Here is a 15,817-nt window from a genome sequence, read left to right as displayed (position 1 = left end):
GTCGTCGGTCATCGGTGGAGTCCTTCAGGTTGGTTCTAAGCAACCCGACCCTACCGGAAATCACCGATGGCTATGAAATCCAGCTACACCACTCCATGAGACACGATCCTCTCTGCGACTGGAGAAGGCGCCAAGCACTCTACTCGGCGGCCTGCCGTCCCTGGACAAGTCTTGGGGTCGATCTGCGGGCACTGCCGAGACCGAGATTCTCGCGAAGCGTCCTGCGCCGGAACCCGGCGCCTCCTTGATCCCCGTCTCAACCAGCGTCGACAGACCATCAATGCCGCGCCGCATATCCGTCACTCCGCAGGCCAGATAGACCCGCACGTTCCCCCGGAAGGCCCGATCATGCCGCCTCCACGCAAGCGACCAGCGACGATAGCACCTCGAGATCCATGTCCGCTGCAATTCTCAGCAAGCGGCCATTCCTCAACACAATTTCAACGTCTTTCCATCGAGACCGAGCGCCGCTCCTCTTGGAGCCGTGACTTAAAGCTCTCAGAGCCCCCGACAAGCGACACCGGGACGAACGATACGGTCTCTGAAGGCTTCAATTCGGGTGGCAAGAGTTTCCTTCGCCAGGCGTAAAGCTGCTGCGGAAGAACGTCGTGCCGACGTGCCACGTCCGAAACGTTGCCATCCGCGCTGAATGCTTCGCGCAATATCGAAAGCTTCTGTTCTGTCGACCACCGCCGCTGTCGCTCCGTACCCGTCAGGATCTCAACCTTGGCCATTCATACCCTGTTACGTCACAAATGAATCATCTGTGACGTAACTTGCGCCAACTATGCACACGACCAAAACCGGCTCACCGGACGCTTACGGTGAGCGCATCGCCAACATCCTGACCATTATCGAGACTGCCAAACTCCATGGCCACAATCCGGAGGCCTATCTCACAGACGTCCTGACCCGGATCCAGGATCACCCCAAGAATTGACTTGCGGACTTGCTACCCTGGCAGTGGGCGCCGGCGAAAGACCGATACTAGACGGCGTGATGCCCAGATGATCGAGCCTGTCATGGCAGATGCGCTAAGCTGCAAGCCTAAGCCGCGCCTCGTAAACCTCAAAATGAATTCGCCGGCCGCTCACCAACAACGAACGGCCCAATATGGGCATCGGCGGCATCACACCCGCCCAGAAACTGAAAATGGCGCGTGAATCCTACTGCGGAGTCCCGTTAAGAACGGAGGACTACCGTCTCATACGTAAGAATCCTCGATCGGGCCAGTCGGAGATGTGGAACTCGCTGAACAAGCAGCGCTATCTGGCGCTCTGCCAGCGATATTGTCCGGCGTTGCAACTCAGCGACCTTCATCCCTGCCGCCCCTGTATCCGCGCCCAGGCGGTTCTCGGAGACGGAACGCTGGCCCATGATTCCCTCATACCCGAGACCCGGCACACCATTCACGTCTGCAACGCGCATTGCCGGCCGCGACATCGGCTATGCCGAACGCCCGCGAAACTGCTGACCGCTTCGCTGCTCGGTTCGAGTTGCAAGCAATGCATTAGAGAAAATGCATGAGGCCAAATCGTGACACCGTTCGTGCCGCAGGAATGCCAAGACTATTTCAGATCATGCGGATATGACCCCGAATAAAGTGGACGTGCTAGCCGCCGTTGCCAAAGATCCTGAATCAAGTGATACATGAATTTCGTCAACGGCGACCCTACGCATTTGCACTCTACTTCAACATCTCGATCAGTAGCGAAGCAAGTTCGTCTCTTTGTCGCAGAACCGCTCCAATGATTTAGGAGAGCGGTCGAACTCAACAGCTTGGTTTTCTCCGTATCGAAGGAAACCGAGTTCAGCTTCTCCTTCTTCCTGTCTGATAATCACCAAATTGGGTGTCAAGTTAGTAAGGCTAGCGTAAAGGCCGAAATGCGTATCGACTTGCCGAACAATACCGAATGTACGGGACATCAGAATCAAATCGACAAGTGCATCTCTCGCAGACGATGACTGACTTGTGTCTAACGCATCCGACGATTTACCGTACGCTATAACTTTATCAGCAAAGCGGGACTTGATGCAGTCTTGGGTATCGCCGGAATTGGTGCAAAGGAGGACATTCAATTCCTCATCAGCAGCGAGCATTTTTTCGATAATGCCGCAGAAATAGTCGTCCGTTATAGAGCCATACAGCCTCTGTTCATTGGCATGGGCACCGTCCGAGATCTTTACAGCTCGGCTGTAGGGCCGACGTATATGTAGTGTAGCCGTGTTTTGAGGGGTAAATTTCACCCGGTTTGCCGATTCGAGTACCAGAGTAGACGGGCGCAGTATTCGCATATAACGCCCGACGTCAAAAATAACGCCTGAATCTGGAAAGAAGCTTCTGTTTCTGGCCTCGTTGGAATGGGTGATTATGCCATGTGTTGTTAACCAGAAGTTTTCGCCTTCAGTGGGCTTTGGCAGTACAGGGTCCTTGTTCCAGCCCGCGCTTCCGAAACCAATACTAGCGCCGTTGGCGTAGTTTTCCCGCTCCGAAGCCGCTACCAGCTCAAAGTCGTTGTCAAATAGCTCCGAAAACTCGGCGCCACACTCTGTAGCTGCTTCCCAGCACACCTTGAAACCCAGGTTGTAGTAGCTTGCTAACCTCATTCCCGACGTCAGAGCCATTAGACGGTTAGTCAAGCCACCGATACATTCTACTACGAGATAATTAACCATTTTTCGATCTAGACTTTCGGCATAACGTCGTTGAGGTCCGCTTCCATCATCTCCCTGACAAGATCAGTAAAGTTTGTGGTATGCGTCCAGCCTAATTCTCTCTTTGCTTTCGAAGGGTCGCCGAGAAGCAGATCGACTTCTGCAGGTCGAATATACTGCGGGTCCAGCCGCACGACAATGTCTCCATTATCAGTGCGCACGCCGACTTCGTCTAATCCTTCGCCGCGCCATTCGAGCGAGATCCCTATGTGGCCGAATGCCAACTCGACGAATTCGCGGACAGTATGCATCTCGCCGGTAGCGAGCACGAAATCGGACGCTTCGCTGTGCTGCATGATGCGATACATTCCGTCGACATAGTCTCGCGCATGACCCCAATCGCGCTGAGCATCTAAGTTACCGAGAAACAGGCAACTTTGCCGTCCGTGAGCAAACGCCGCGACAGCCCTTGTGATCTTGCGCGTGACGAACGTCTCACCACGAAGCGGAGACTCGTGATTAAAGAGAATTCCGTTCGAAGCGAAAATTCCATAGGACTCGCGATAATTGACGGTTATCCAGTAAGCGTACAATTTTGCAGCAGCGTAGGGACTGCGAGGGTAGAATGGCGTTGTCTCGCTTTGCGGCACCGCCTGAACCTTACCATACAACTCGGACGTTGAAGCCTGATAGAACTTCGTTTTCTCTTCAAGCTTAAGTATTCGGATGGCTTCAAGAAGCCTCAAAGTACCAATCGCATCGGAATTCGCGGTATATTCGGGCGTTTCGAAGCTAACATGTACATGGCTTTGAGCCGCTAGGTTGTAAATTTCGTCAGGTTGGATCTGCTGGACCAGCCGAATAAGGTTGGCCGAGTCAGTCAGGTCACCATAATGGAGGACCAACTGTGCCGAGGCAGAGTGAGGGTCCACGTACATGTGATCAATTCGGGCAGTATTGAATGACGATGACCGACGCTTGATCCCGTGTACTTCGTAACCCTTGGACAGCAATAACGACGTCAAGTACGCGCCATCCTGCCCTGTAACGCCCGTTATCATGGCTTTCTTCATACGAGTTGATTCCTTTACTCATTATTTCCGTTAATGTACCAATCCCAGGTGCTTTTCAGTCCCTTCGAGAGCGAAACCTGAGGCGTGAATCCCAAGGATTGGATGGAGGACAGATCATATTGCCGTAACAGTTGACCGTTCGGCTTATCTCGATTCCATATGATCTCGCCGTCGAATCCAACGATGTCGGCTAACGTTTCGACAAGCTCACGAATCGTAACGGTCGATCCGCTGGCGACGTTAAACGCGCCATAACCACGTTCACCTACGTGAATAAGCGCCTCCGCAGCATCGTCCACATGGAGAAAGTCCCTCTGTGGCGTTCCGTCCCCCCAGACCTCTATATTTCCAGTACAACTGATTGCTTCTCTAAATTTGTACATGAGTGAAGGAACGACATGGCCGTAGTTTTTGTTGAACGTATCCTTTGGGCCGTACAAATTTGTTAGTACCGCATAACCGTAATCTAGCCCATACTGCGTCTTGTACGATTGAAGCTGTGTCAGCATCGCTCGCTTTGCAACCCCATATGCAATTTCCGAGCTATGAGGTGGACCTTCCCATATATCGGACTCTTTCATAGGTAGCGGGGCGGTATCGGAATATATAGCAGCCGTAGAAACAGCCACAAACTTGCTAGCCCCGGCTAACCTGGACGCCTGAACAACGTGCGTGTTTATGAGGATATTCTCATCAAAAAACTCGGCTGGGAAGGCACTGTTACCCCCTAAGCCGGCGACCTTGGCTGCGCAGTGGAACACGATCTGCGGCTTAACGTCCTCGAAAAACGCCCTTACGTCTTCAGCTTTGAGCAAATCAACGTCAGCCCGCGTCACCGAAATGACGTCATACGTTTCCAAACGCTTGAGTTTCTGAACGAGCGCCGATCCGAGCATTCCCGACGCGCCTGTGACAAGTGCAACCGTCATGATAGCCGAACCATCAAGTCAGAGAAGCAATGTCATGCGACCAAGCGTCGAGGAGAGCTTGTTCGTCTCGACCCACAAGTCCTTCCTCGATAAGCATGAGATAGCATCGGCGCAGGTTCTCTAACAAATTCTCCTTGCCTGGGAGAAGAGTCAAAGCGAGTAGCTTATTCACAATAATATTATTGTTCAAATAACCGGGTACTTCCTCTGCAAAATCTCGCAGGAGATCATGTGCATTTCGGTCTTGGTATACCGATGCACTATGGAACGACATTTTCCATCCACATTCCCATCCGATACGTTGTGCAATCAAGCTTCTCCAGATATCGCATACACGCCAAGAGCAGTTGAACGGCAAGTACATTAACGGAAACGCATCGCGCCACCATGTCGTGTTCTGGCTGTTGAAGGGGCACCAAACGCCCTTTTCGAGCGCTACTCTTTTATCCTTGTCGAATTTAACCGGAAGCTCGAACAGGAAGCGATATACTGCATCTACATCGGGATCGTCATCTGCCAATCCCTGCTGAATGGGACTATCGACTGCTCCATCAGTAAGGGTGAAGTTGGTTTGTCTCGCTGCCTTTACATCCTCAAGCGGGAGACCGCGCGGCCAGATGGGTCCGTCGGAAAAATAATTGTAAGCGTTGTACCATCTTCCGCCGGTGGCCAGCGCCGAGTTGAATTTGCGCTCACGAGGCGCCCAAAACTCCGGAAGGGGTATGTTGTCATCGTCAGTTTCGACGATTATTTCAGCTCCCTGAGCGATAGCCTCGAGGTAGCCAATGTTTTTCCGAGCGTAATGTTTCGTTGGGGCAATGCTCGCTAGTTTATGCGTGAGAGCTGTTTGCTCATCAACGGAATAGTAATCGCAACCGTCCAACGAAAAGTCGGCAGGACTCTTGGTGTCGCCAATCACGATGAACTTCGAATAAAAATCCCGCCCATCTGTCGCAATGTCCTTGAGCGCTTTCGTCGGCGGGTTGATGGATGTTACCACGACAGAGATTTTGCTTTTCATATTGAGCCCTTAGTTCAACCAGCGAAGTTGCCAGCGCTTATCGCATATCGAACTACCCAAATCTAGCCGCCGAAGAGACGCGGATAGCGAGTTGCAATCTTCTTGGAATTCTTTTGCCACATCCAAAGCGGCGTGAAAATGTCTCGTCACGTGCCTGACGGACGTTCATTCGCCAGAGAATAATTCGCTTGTCATCAGACGGTGCGTCTGTTCGATTTCCCCGAGCATTGCCCTGGCGTGGCCGGTCTTGTGGCAGACCGTCATGACTATCTGTGTGGTTTGGGCGTGCCTGTCGCTCTGAGCTTGCTTCCTACTCTGGCGGTGTGGATTGTCCCGACCAATGGGTCAGGGTGATCGCATCGAACAGGTTACCCCTTCACCCACGATTTGCCGCATGACGTAGGCCAGCCGCGCTGCATCTGAGTGCGCGCCTCCGACATAGACCAGGGCAGGCGCCAGAAATGGACGCGTCTGAGCTGGATGCTCGCCTCGGCAATGCAGACGACGAAGATCATCAGCGTCAAATCTGCCCGTCATGGGATCGCCGGTTCCATGGCAAGTTTTGCAGCAGACATTGGCTTTCTCCGTCTTCAGAAACGCATACGGGTCCAGTCCGCGAGGCGATGCACGAGTCAGAATATGGGAAAGACGCTCGAGCGACCATCGAGAATGCCAAACGCTTGCGCGAGGCATCGGTCTTCATAACGGTCTTCGCATGGAAGACACGAGCACTAGTGTAATCCCAGACGGGCCTTACACACAACCTGCGGGGATGTTTCAACGGAACCATATCGTCCGGTAACACAGCAGAGGAGTGGAGAACCGAGTGGGATCGCTCAGAATCGATTGAGCTCCGTAAGTCGAAGAACTCGCACCATGGAAACTCGTATGATATGCGGGGGTGACAGAGCAATCAGCTGCCCCGATTGCTATTGGGCATCTTCATTTGGTAGAGAGTTCACCAGCGCGCTGGTTACGAGCAGCAGAGATATTAGCGAGGACTTAATGCAGAACGTTCGAGGAAATGTTGACGGGCTAGTTAACGGAGTCCTGCACGGCTGGATCACGGACGATAATGCTGATCCCTTCGTCGTTGCTGTCGAAATCGACGGCATCAGGTCATCCGAAGTCCTCGCAAATGGATTCCGGATGGATCTCGCAGCTGCTGGCCTCCCGGAGTGTGCGTTTGAATACGAAATCCCCCCTCATTTCCATGACGGGGAGATGCATTCCATCTGCGTGAAGTATAGCGCAGATAACGTAGAGCTCGGCGAGCCTATCGACTTCGTCATCGAGCAACAATTGTTAAAAGAACAGGTTCCACACAATGTTCAGTCGTTCGTCAGCTCGGAAGTGCTGATGTCGATTGTTATTCCCACCTTTAATCGGGCCGGACTGATTCAAGAAACGGCTGAAAATCTGCTGGGTGTTGTTGGAAACCACCCAATCGAATTGATTGTTGTTGATGACGGGTCAGTAGACGAAACGAGCGATGTTTTGATGTTGCTCCAGAAGAGATTTCCAAAGCTCAAGTATGAGAAAACGGGCAATAGAGGGCCCGGGATGGCGCGGAACACCGGAGCAACGATGGCCCGTGGTGACCTGGTGGTGTTTCTCGGTGACGACACGCGCGCCGTTAACAAGCATCTGTTTCAAGCGCACTTCAAAGCTCATCAGATCGACAACAGTCCCGGTCATGCTGTTCTAGGTAAGGTGATCTGGCCCGACGACAGATTCTCACTGCCTAACTTCACAATGAGCCTAATCCAAGGTGAAGGACAGCAGCAGTTCGGCTACCGGTTCATGAAGCCGTGGCAGAAATATTCTCCCTGGTGCTTTTATACAGCTAACGCCTCCGTTAAGACGTCCATGGTGGACGACTGGATGTCTGAAGGGTTTTCCGACAAATTCACCTTATACGGTTTCGAGGACGGCGAATTTGCCTACCGGATGAGCAAGCGTTATCCGGACTTTGGTGTATTCTACACGCCGAGCGCGGTGGTAGAACATCACCACCATTACGATGTCGCGGGATTCTTGAAACGGCAAGTTTCCTGCGGTCACATGATGGACGTTCTGTTCAAAATACACCCCGAGTTAAAAAATGCGCTGCTTGGGCCGGCGCTCGCCGATATTTTAAGTGCACCCCGCAGTGGCAGCGAAGCTTTGTTGCTAGCGCAGCACTACTCGACAGTCGTGGAGGGGCTCAAGTCTTGGGCAATAATAATAGATAAGCATTACGGGCTTGGCAGTCAGAACTGGCATGCTGACTTCTTGAACGCTATTTTCCAACTGGCTTACATGGACGGTTATTTGATGTTGCAGACGGAAAATCCCTCTGCGCAAACGACAGCGTATCGGCATCTCTTAGAAGATTTCCGTACGAGAATGGGTCGATCAATTGAATCTGAGGCGATCGGAAATGTTCCGGGCTTCGGTTTTATTTGATTGAGCACATGAGGTTAGTTATATGATATCTGTCGTAATTCCAGCTTACAATCACCAGAACTATATCGGCGATGCGATACGGTCTTGCCTAACGGATCCGTTGATTACTGAGGTATTGATAGCCGATGATGGCTCTAGTGATAGGACGCGTGACATAATCGAAAGTTACGCCAGCGCGTTTCCTGGCAAGATACGCAATTTGACGGACAATCCGCCAAAAAATATCGGAGCGCACCATCGCATAAATCAGTTGTGCCGCGAAGCGCGGAACGAGTGGATTGCAATATTGAACTCTGATGACAGCTTCTCATCGGGCAGGTTTCGGAATTTTGCCCAGTTCGCGAAAGCCACAAACGCGGATGTTGTATTCGGAAATTGCGCGATTGTAGATTCAGACAATAGGGAGCTAGGAAAAAAATCCGCTTTTTACGACGTAGAATATAGCTTGCCGGTTGGATGGACGCCTGAGAAGATCGCCTCAAACAACGAGTATTTTCTAGCTCTTCTCAATCAGAACTTTATTGCAACGACAAGCAACCTTGTGATAAAAAAAGAATTTTTTGAAAAGTTGGATGGTTTCCGGGCATACAGATATATTCACGACTGGGACTTTATCATACGTGCAACGCTCACCGGGAACGTTGTTTACAGTCCCACGATGTGGTGCAACTACCGTATCCACAGTGGAAATACGATCTCTGAGAGCACACATAGGGTTAAGGACGAGGCTCGCAAAATGTTCGCGAGTATCATCGAGACGAATGAATTTTTGACCTTCGTGCAGCGTCATCGCTGTGCCTCCGAGGTCAATGTCGCCCTGTCGGGCAACCGCTATCTGTCAGATGATGCTCGTATAGCATTGGTGGTCAGCGATTATCCGAAGAGCACGGAAATCGCTCGCTTCCTGACCTTGTTTCCCGGAAGTAAAATGGTGTCTAGTCTGGCAGAAGTCGACGAGAGCATCGATTTTATCTACTCCCCGACCAGCTCAGTGAGTATCGTCAGCAACAACGAACTTCGTAACCTGTTTCTCGCCTCGGCGATGGGAGGCTACGACTTCTTTATGCTGGCTTCGAATCTGAATCATACGATTTTCAGTACCCCCAATATGCGCGATATCTCGTTCATCAAGCGTGCGTCTGCTGCGCGCATCCTGAGCGGCGATTACAGCTCGCCGATGTTAGGCAGAATAATACGCTTGCCACGTCAGCCGACGGGCGACAGCGTATCGTTATCGAGCGTTTTTCGTAACGCCGTGATCAGGCAATCTGGTCAGGACGTGATCGTTTCAAAAGATCCGGATGCCGGGATGGATTTGACGCACAGGACGTTTGATTATGGGCAGCGTGTGTCGCCATCGAGACTGGCAGGTTTGAGCGAAGACGATACTCGCCCAGTTGTTTTTGTTCTGCCGAGCGTGCTTGCGGTGGGTGGAGCAGAAAACGTACTGATTGAAATCATGCGCCAAACAAAGGACGAATTCGCGTACGTTGTTGTTTGCACGGAAGTTATTCTTGAAGCGCAGGGTAGTTGGTTGTCGCGTGTGCTGGAGCAATGCGAGTCTGTTTTTGATCTCGCGGAATCCTGCCATGAAACCTCGAGGCTTTCGGCTCTGGCTTGGCTGAAGGCGCTATATCAGCCAAAGGCACTCCTGATCACAAACGGCAGCATGTGGCAGATGAAGCACTCTGCTCGCATCAGACGCCTTTTCAAGGACTGTGCTATCATCGATCACCAATGCTACGATGACAAGTTTGGATGGATCGAATGGTTCGACCATCCGGGTGTGCTGGCTTCCGACTCGTTTATTGCGGTTAATTCCCGCATCGAAGATGCGTTCACAAGCCGATTGAATGTCCCGAGCGAAAAGATACGGCTTATCTACCATCCGATCGATTCTGCTCGGATCGAGAAAAACCTTCCTCACATCAGCAGGGAGCGGTCTCTCGAACGTTTCGGTCTCGATTCCGATCGACCAGTGGTTGCTTATGTAGGCCGGTTGGCGGACCAGAAACGACCTCAGATATTTGTCGATGTCGCTAAAATAGCGCAACAAAACGGGAGTAACATTCAGTTCGTTATGGTGGGGCAGGGACATTTGTCCGAGCTGCTCGATGAGCGGATTGCACGCGATCAACTTGCGAATATAACGCGCATCGAAAATATCCCATTATTGGAAGAATTTTATATCGCTGTCGACGTACTTCTTATCACATCTGAATACGAAGGCGTGCCCCTCGCTATGCTGGAAGCCATGAGCGTGGGCGTAAGCGTTGTATCGACTGATGTTGGCGATATCGGACGAGTTATTCGGGATTATCAAGGTTCCGAAGCTCTGCCGGTTGATGCCGCGGCTCATGAGATCTACGAGCGACTTGTCTCTGTCATTGACAATATTGGTGAGGACAGACTGAACGCAAAAGAGGCGGCGGCCCGGGTTCGCGAAGATTTTTCAGGGGAATTCATCGGTAGAAAATACCGGGCTGCGATCAGCAGCGCAATTGAGATATACTCAAATATACGGGCGTTTTAACTTTATTCTATTGCGGGTAATTAAACGATCGAAGCTCCTGATGACCGAGAACATGCTACGGGGCCCGTTGTAGCTAACAAAAGAGTATTCATGACAGAACGCGTTTTGGTAATTGGTGCAGGTGGATTTCTCGGGAAGGCTGTTTGTGCGCGGTTGAGCGAGCTAGGGTACCGTCTTACGGGGCTGAGCAGATCTCCAAAACCGGAGAGTCTAGGCAATATCGATTTGGACTGGATTCAAGCCGATGCTGCTGATCTGAAAGCTGTTGCCCGTGCTTGCCACGCACAGTCTGCGGTGATTTGTTTAGCAAGCGGAGCTTCTCCAGCACGGGCCGACGCAGAACCGTACATTGACTTCACATCGGGGCCAGCATTGGCTTTGGTTGCCCTCGAGGCTTGCAGAATGCAGTCGGTGAATCGCTTTATTTTCGCGTCATCCGGGGGCACGATTTACGGAAAAGCCTCACAGGTCCCAACGAACGAAAACTATCAGCCCAGACCGGAAGGAATATATGGACTCGGTAAATTGACGATCGAGCACTATATGGAGCTGTTTCAGAAATTATACGGCATAAAATGTGTTTCATTGAGAATTGCTAACCCTTTTGGTCCGGGTCAGAAGACGGCTGGAGGTCAAGGTGTCATAGCCTATGCGCTGAATTCTGCGATGTCGGGTGAGCCGTTTAACATATTCGGGGACGGCGAACATATCCGTGATTTTGTCTATATCACTGACGTGGCAAACGCTTTTCATGAATGCTTGAAATACGATGGCAATGTGCCCGCTTTCAACGTCGGCAGCGGCGTCGGGGTGAGCATCAACGCCATCGTTAAGATGATCGATCGCTGCTTGGGAGGGGGTAGTCTTCAAATCAACCGGCTTCCTCCCCGGGCGGTGGACGTTCCCGTCAGCCTTCTGGATACACAGCTGATATTATCAGAAACGGGTTGGCGTCCCCTCGTCAATATCGAAGATGGCCTTAAGGCGACGGTAGAATATGTCAGAGGTGGTACAAAACGTCTCGATAAAGGAGGATGACAATCGGCTGCTACGCGGGAGCAGGTTCGATCTGGCCCGGTCCCGCCGGTTCTGAGTTTTCTCTGCATTCTTGCCAGGCGTGAAGGCGGATAGGCAACTAGCGGCGGATCTGGCAGCCGATTGGTATGACACTCGAAGAAATGTGTTTGCGCAAAGAGAGCTATCATCCCTTTGCGCAGTAGGCTCGCCATCCTCCATAGGCACTGATATCCGCAGCGCCGGCTCCGATCGCGACCTGCTCGCAGAGGAAGCCCTTGGCGGATGTGCCGTCGGCAAGGACGATTGTGCCAATGCCGAGTGGGGCGGGAATGGCGGCGACGAAGCGGCCGAAGGCTGCGGGCGTCAGACGCCAGATCTCGACCTCGATCGCCACGCCCTCTCCCTCGGCAACGCGGATCATGCCCGGCTTCGGCGGTACCGTGCCGGCAAGAGCGTAGAGCCGGTAATCGGCGGTGGTGCGGGCGGTGCGGGAGAATTGCCCGTCGAGATCGACGAGCTGGTGGTTGAGCGGCATGCCGGAGAGATGCGCGCCGACGACGACGAGGTCGATCAGGTCGCCGTCGGGCATCTCGGGTTTTTCATCGACGGTTGCGGGCTGCCGCCTGCCGGTCGCGCCGAGCGTCAGGCCGCTTGCGGCATGGAGCGTCTACGCGAGCGTTGCGACGAGACCGTCCTTGCCGACGGTGGCGAGCAGGGTGACACTCGCGGGAAGGCCGTCATGCCGGGTGCCCGTAGGCACCGCGATGCCGCACATGTCGAGCAGGTTGATGAAGTTCGTATAGGTCCCCAGCCGCGAATTTTCGCGGATCGGCTCGGCCTCAAGCTCGGAGACCGTAAAATGGCGCGGGGCGGTCGGAACGCAGATCAGATCAACGGAGGCGATGACGGGAGCGAGCGTCTTTTTTAGCGCCTGAAGCGAATAGAGGCCGTTGAAGGCGTCGGCAGCCGACAGGGATCTTGCGCCGCCATAGATCTTGCGCGTGACGGGATGAAACGCGTCTTCCCGCGTATCGAAGAATGGCTTGACTGCGGCATAGCGCTCGGCGACCCATGCGCCTTCGTAGAGAAGGTTCGCCACGTCATAGAAGGGTACGAACGGGATGTCCGCCAGCGTGTGGCAGCGCGTCATCTTGGTGTTGACCGACGTTTCGTCGATGAACACAAAAGCGGCCGGGCTGTTGACGCATGCGAGGCTGGCGGCTGGCACGCCAGACGCGACGATCCTCGGCAATATCAGCGCGTGCGCATTCCGAGGCCAACAGGGCTTTTTTTATATGTGAAGCCGTGTCGGCACAGCAGCCGCGACAGGACCGCCGGCGCTGCACCCATGCCATGACGGGCCATCAGGCGACCTGCCAGTTCAGGCATGGTGATGTCGGGTTCGGCCTCGACCTCGGCGATCAGGAACCCCTCGAATGGCGCCAGCTTGCCGCTGCCGGGAGGACGGCCTTGGCGAACCGCCGCCGGAGAGCCGCTCCGTGCTTCGTAAGCGCGTAGTGCACCCCACGTATCATTCGGACTGCTGATCGGCGATTTTCTGCATGAGTCATGCGGAGAGTCCTATGAATGATAGTGTGAATCAGCCTCGATCCTTTGAGGTTTTGACGGCAGAACCAGTCCGACGTCGGCGCAAGCCGCGGGATTGGTCGGATGACGAAAAGGCGCGGATCGTCGCCGCGACGCTGCAGCCTTGGGCCAATGTCTCGGCGGTTGCCCGGTCTGAAGGCTTGGATCCCTCGCAGCTTTACGGGTGGCGTCGCAACGCACTGGCATCGGGAGTTGTTGCGCCCCTGACGGAGAGAACGGGCAATGAGATCAAGTTCGCCCGCGTTGAAACTGTCAGCAGCTCTGCGGTGGAAATCGTCATCGGCGATATCATGGTGCGCCTCAGCGACGATTTTGACCCTGATCACCTGGTGAAGGTTCTGCAGGCGGTTCGCAAGGCATGATCGCGTCGGGTGTGGTGGTTTATGTGTCGTGCCAGCCGATCGACTTCCGCAAGGGAGCCGCCTCCTTGATGGCGCTGGTGAGGGATGGCGGTCTCGATCCTTTCAATGGCGCGCTTTACGTCTTCCGGTCGAAACGGGCCGATCGTATTCGTATAGTCTGGTGGGATGGCAGTGGTGTTTGCCTCTATTCGAAAACCTTGGAAGATCAAGGCTTCTGCTGGCCGGGCATATCGGCGGCACGGATACGTCTGGACCATTCTCAGCTTATGGCATTGCTGGCCGGAATGGATTGGAAAAAGATCCGCCCGACCAAGGTCAGGCGGCCCCTGTTGACGGGCTGACAGCGCCTGCGGCAAGATGAATCATGCCGCTGTAATGGTTGGGAAAACGGCTGTTTTTGTGCTCTAATCCTTCCCATGGATTTGCCCCTTCACGACCTGCCGGACGACGTTGACGCGCTGAAAGCGATGGTTCTTGCGCTGGCCCGCGAACAAGCCGTCAAGGAGGCCCGGCTTGTCGCCGCCGAAGCTGAGATCGCCCGCCTGGAAACCGTCGAGAAGAGCGCCAACGAGCGGATCACCAATCTCACATCGATCCTGACGGTTCTGCAGCGCACACAACATGGCACCCGTTCCGAGCGGCTGCGCCTTGGCGTCAATGACGAACAGGTGTCCTTTGCCTTCGAGGAAGTCGAGACCGGCCTTTCGGCAATCCAGAGCGAGCTTGATCACGCGGCTAAAGACAAGCCGAAACGAGCACCACGTCCGCGCAAGGGTTTTGCCGTTCATCTCGAACGCATCGAGGAGGTGATCGAACCGGAGATCCCGGCCGGCTGCAAGGGACTGGAAAAGGTCCTGATCGGTGAGGATCGCTCCGAACGGCTGGATGTCGTGCCGCCGAAGTTCCGGGTCATCGTGACGCGCCGCCCCAAATACGCCTTCCGCGGCCACGATGGTGTGCTCCAGGCTTTGGCACCGGCGCACATCATCGAAAGCGGCCTGCCGACGGAGCGGCTGCTCGCCTATATCGCCGTCTCCAAATACGCCGACGGCCTTCCGCTTTACCGGCAGGAAGCAATCTATCTACGCGACGGTGTCGAGATCAGCCGATCGGTGATGGCCCAGTGGATGGGGCATCTGGGCTTCGAACTTCAGATTTGCGCCGATTATATCCTCGAGCGCGTCAAGGAGGGAGAAAGGGTCTTCGCCGACGAGACGACCTTGCCCACGCTTGCGCCCGGTTCGGGGAAAACGACGAAAGCATGGCTTTGGGCTTATGCTCGCGATGATAGACCCTATGGCGGAACCAGCCCGCCGATGGTTGCCTATCGTTTTGAGGATAGTAGGGGCGCTGATTGCGCGGCGCGGCATCTCTCCGGGTTCAGCGGCATCCTGCAAGTTGACGGATACTCGGCCTATACCAGTCTGGCCAAGACGCGTGCCAAAGCCGGCAGCAATGAAACGATCCAGCTCGCAGGGTGTTGGGCGCATCTTCGCCGCAAGTTTTACGACCTTCACATCAGCGGTGTCTCGAAGGCTGCAACGGATACGATCATCGCGATGACCGAGTTGTGGCAGATCGAGGATGAGGCCCGCGGTCGGGATGCCGACAGCCGCTCCACACTGCGTCAGGAAAAATCTGCAACCATCGTCTCCGGCCTCTTTGATCTTTGGGAAAAGGAACTGGGCAAGGTCTCTGGCAAGTCCAAGACCGCCGAGGCGATCCGCTACGCACTCACCCGGCGCGAGGCGCTGGAACGCTTTCTGACTGACGGGCGGGTCGAGATCGACTCAAATATTGTGGAACGTGCCATCAGGCCGCAAACGATCACGAGAAAAAACAGTCTATTTGCCGGCAGTGAGGGTGGTGGACGCACTTGGGCAACGGTCGCCACTCTCTTGCAGACAGCCAAAATGAATGGCGTCGATCCGCTCTACTGGCTCTCCCAGACCTTGGTCCGCATCGCTCAGGGCTGGCCAGTATCAGAGATCGAGGCGCTCATGCCTTGGAACTTCAAATCAGACGTGATCGGCTGACCGCTTACATAAGTTCACCAGCAGTGATCTCGTACCCGGAGTAAGCGTCCGGCGAGCAGATTTCTCTGATCGGCCAAATCAGGCGATGTTCTGGCATTAGAACCAGCATTAGTGCTGACATTAATTCCAGATCAA

Annotated in this window: 12 protein-coding genes and 2 pseudogenes; 7 read left to right on the top strand and 7 right to left on the bottom strand. The window is 54.0% G+C overall.

Going from position 1 to position 15,817, the window contains the following annotated elements; translation table 11 throughout:
• Positions 1-60 precede the first annotated feature (60 nt).
• Both tnpB (C8J33_RS28020) and C8J33_RS28015 read right to left on the bottom strand, forming a co-directional pair.
• Positions 61-327, bottom strand: a complete 267-nt coding sequence (gene tnpB / locus C8J33_RS28020) for an IS66 family insertion sequence element accessory protein TnpB (RefSeq protein WP_422039152.1) — start codon at positions 325-327, stop codon at positions 61-63.
• A 113-nt stretch (positions 328-440) separates the two neighbouring features.
• Entirely contained in the window at positions 441-734 is a 294-nt protein-coding gene (locus tag C8J33_RS28015; protein ID WP_132665849.1) for a transposase, read from the bottom strand.
• A gap of 80 nt (positions 735-814) precedes the next feature.
• On the opposite strand from C8J33_RS28015, the pseudogene C8J33_RS25880 reads away from it, so the two are divergent.
• Positions 815-940, top strand: a pseudogene (locus tag C8J33_RS25880) (transposase domain-containing protein); the annotation flags it as partial.
• Positions 941-1,704: 764 nt separating this feature from the next.
• On the opposite strand, the gene C8J33_RS25875 reads toward C8J33_RS25880, so the two are convergent.
• Genes C8J33_RS25875 through C8J33_RS25860 form a run of 4 tightly spaced genes read right to left on the bottom strand, consistent with a single transcriptional unit; the run spans position 1,705 to position 5,678 of the window.
• On the bottom strand, positions 1,705-2,676 hold the full coding sequence (locus C8J33_RS25875) for a hypothetical protein (protein ID WP_132665848.1): 972 nt from the start codon (positions 2,674-2,676) through the stop codon (positions 1,705-1,707).
• An 8-nt stretch (positions 2,677-2,684) separates the two neighbouring features.
• Positions 2,685-3,728 carry a GDP-mannose 4,6-dehydratase gene (gene gmd / locus C8J33_RS25870; protein WP_132665847.1) on the bottom strand — a complete coding sequence of 348 codons (1,044 nt, stop codon included), beginning with the start codon at positions 3,726-3,728 and terminating at the stop codon, positions 2,685-2,687.
• 14 nt (positions 3,729-3,742) lie between these two features.
• A complete protein-coding gene (locus C8J33_RS25865; protein WP_132665846.1) occupies positions 3,743-4,657 on the bottom strand; it encodes a GDP-L-fucose synthase family protein in 915 nt (304 codons plus the stop codon).
• Positions 4,658-4,670: 13 nt separating this feature from the next.
• A complete protein-coding gene (locus C8J33_RS25860; protein ID WP_132665845.1) occupies positions 4,671-5,678 on the bottom strand; it encodes an STELLO glycosyltransferase family protein in 1,008 nt (335 codons plus the stop codon).
• Between the two features lie 1,005 nt (positions 5,679-6,683).
• Here C8J33_RS25860 and C8J33_RS25855 point away from each other — a divergent pair.
• From C8J33_RS25855 to C8J33_RS25845, 3 genes are all read left to right on the top strand, one after another.
• Positions 6,684-8,126, top strand: coding sequence for a glycosyltransferase family A protein (locus tag C8J33_RS25855; RefSeq protein WP_165929902.1), 1,443 nt, complete (start codon positions 6,684-6,686; stop codon positions 8,124-8,126).
• 22 nt (positions 8,127-8,148) lie between these two features.
• On the top strand, positions 8,149-10,659 hold the full coding sequence (locus C8J33_RS25850; protein ID WP_132665843.1) for a glycosyltransferase: 2,511 nt from the start codon (positions 8,149-8,151) through the stop codon (positions 10,657-10,659).
• Positions 10,660-10,749: 90 nt separating this feature from the next.
• Positions 10,750-11,697, top strand: a complete 948-nt coding sequence (locus C8J33_RS25845) for an NAD-dependent epimerase/dehydratase family protein (protein ID WP_132665842.1) — start codon at positions 10,750-10,752, stop codon at positions 11,695-11,697.
• Positions 11,698-11,860: 163 nt separating this feature from the next.
• Here C8J33_RS25845 and C8J33_RS27720 read toward each other — a convergent pair.
• Positions 11,861-12,928, bottom strand: a pseudogene (locus C8J33_RS27720) (allophanate hydrolase-related protein); the annotation flags it as partial.
• 331 nt (positions 12,929-13,259) lie between these two features.
• Here C8J33_RS27720 and C8J33_RS25835 point away from each other — a divergent pair.
• From C8J33_RS25835 to tnpC, 3 genes are all read left to right on the top strand, one after another.
• Positions 13,260-13,646 (top strand): transposase, encoded by a 387-nt coding sequence (locus C8J33_RS25835; RefSeq protein ID WP_132665841.1) that lies wholly within the window; start codon positions 13,260-13,262, stop codon positions 13,644-13,646.
• A complete protein-coding gene (gene tnpB, locus C8J33_RS25830; protein ID WP_110808505.1) occupies positions 13,643-13,987 on the top strand; it encodes an IS66 family insertion sequence element accessory protein TnpB in 345 nt (114 codons plus the stop codon). The genes C8J33_RS25835 and tnpB (C8J33_RS25830) overlap by 4 nt, the downstream gene beginning before the upstream one ends.
• 75 nt (positions 13,988-14,062) lie before the next feature.
• Complete coding sequence (tnpC, locus tag C8J33_RS25825) at positions 14,063-15,682, top strand: IS66 family transposase (protein WP_132665840.1); 1,620 nt, start codon at positions 14,063-14,065, stop codon at positions 15,680-15,682.
• Positions 15,683-15,817 lie beyond the last annotated feature (135 nt).

The organism is Rhizobium sp. PP-CC-3G-465 (assembly GCF_004343445.1).
GTDB lineage: Bacteria > Pseudomonadota > Alphaproteobacteria > Rhizobiales > Rhizobiaceae > Ferranicluibacter > Ferranicluibacter rubi.
The sequence above is the reverse complement of the archived record's forward strand: the minus strand, read 5'-3'. Positions and strand labels throughout refer to the sequence as shown.

Excerpts from the sequence above, each read along its gene's own strand:
- C8J33_RS28015 (WP_132665849.1), bottom strand. The coding sequence starts at position 734 with ATGGCCAAGGTTGAGATCCTGACGGGTACGGAGCGACAGCGGCGGTGG.
- C8J33_RS25875 (WP_132665848.1), bottom strand. The coding sequence starts at position 2,676 with ATGGTTAATTATCTCGTAGTAGAATGTATCGGTGGCTTGACTAACCGT.
- gmd (WP_132665847.1), bottom strand. The coding sequence starts at position 3,728 with ATGAAGAAAGCCATGATAACGGGCGTTACAGGGCAGGATGGCGCGTAC.
- C8J33_RS25865 (WP_132665846.1), bottom strand. The coding sequence starts at position 4,657 with ATGACGGTTGCACTTGTCACAGGCGCGTCGGGAATGCTCGGATCGGCG.
- C8J33_RS25860 (WP_132665845.1), bottom strand. The coding sequence starts at position 5,678 with ATGAAAAGCAAAATCTCTGTCGTGGTAACATCCATCAACCCGCCGACG.
- C8J33_RS25855 (WP_165929902.1), top strand. The coding sequence starts at position 6,684 with ATGCAGAACGTTCGAGGAAATGTTGACGGGCTAGTTAACGGAGTCCTG.
- C8J33_RS25850 (WP_132665843.1), top strand. The coding sequence starts at position 8,149 with ATGATATCTGTCGTAATTCCAGCTTACAATCACCAGAACTATATCGGC.
- C8J33_RS25845 (WP_132665842.1), top strand. The coding sequence starts at position 10,750 with ATGACAGAACGCGTTTTGGTAATTGGTGCAGGTGGATTTCTCGGGAAG.
- C8J33_RS25835 (WP_132665841.1), top strand. The coding sequence starts at position 13,260 with ATGAATGATAGTGTGAATCAGCCTCGATCCTTTGAGGTTTTGACGGCA.
- tnpB (WP_110808505.1), top strand. The coding sequence starts at position 13,643 with ATGATCGCGTCGGGTGTGGTGGTTTATGTGTCGTGCCAGCCGATCGAC.
- tnpC (WP_132665840.1), top strand. The coding sequence starts at position 14,063 with ATGGATTTGCCCCTTCACGACCTGCCGGACGACGTTGACGCGCTGAAA.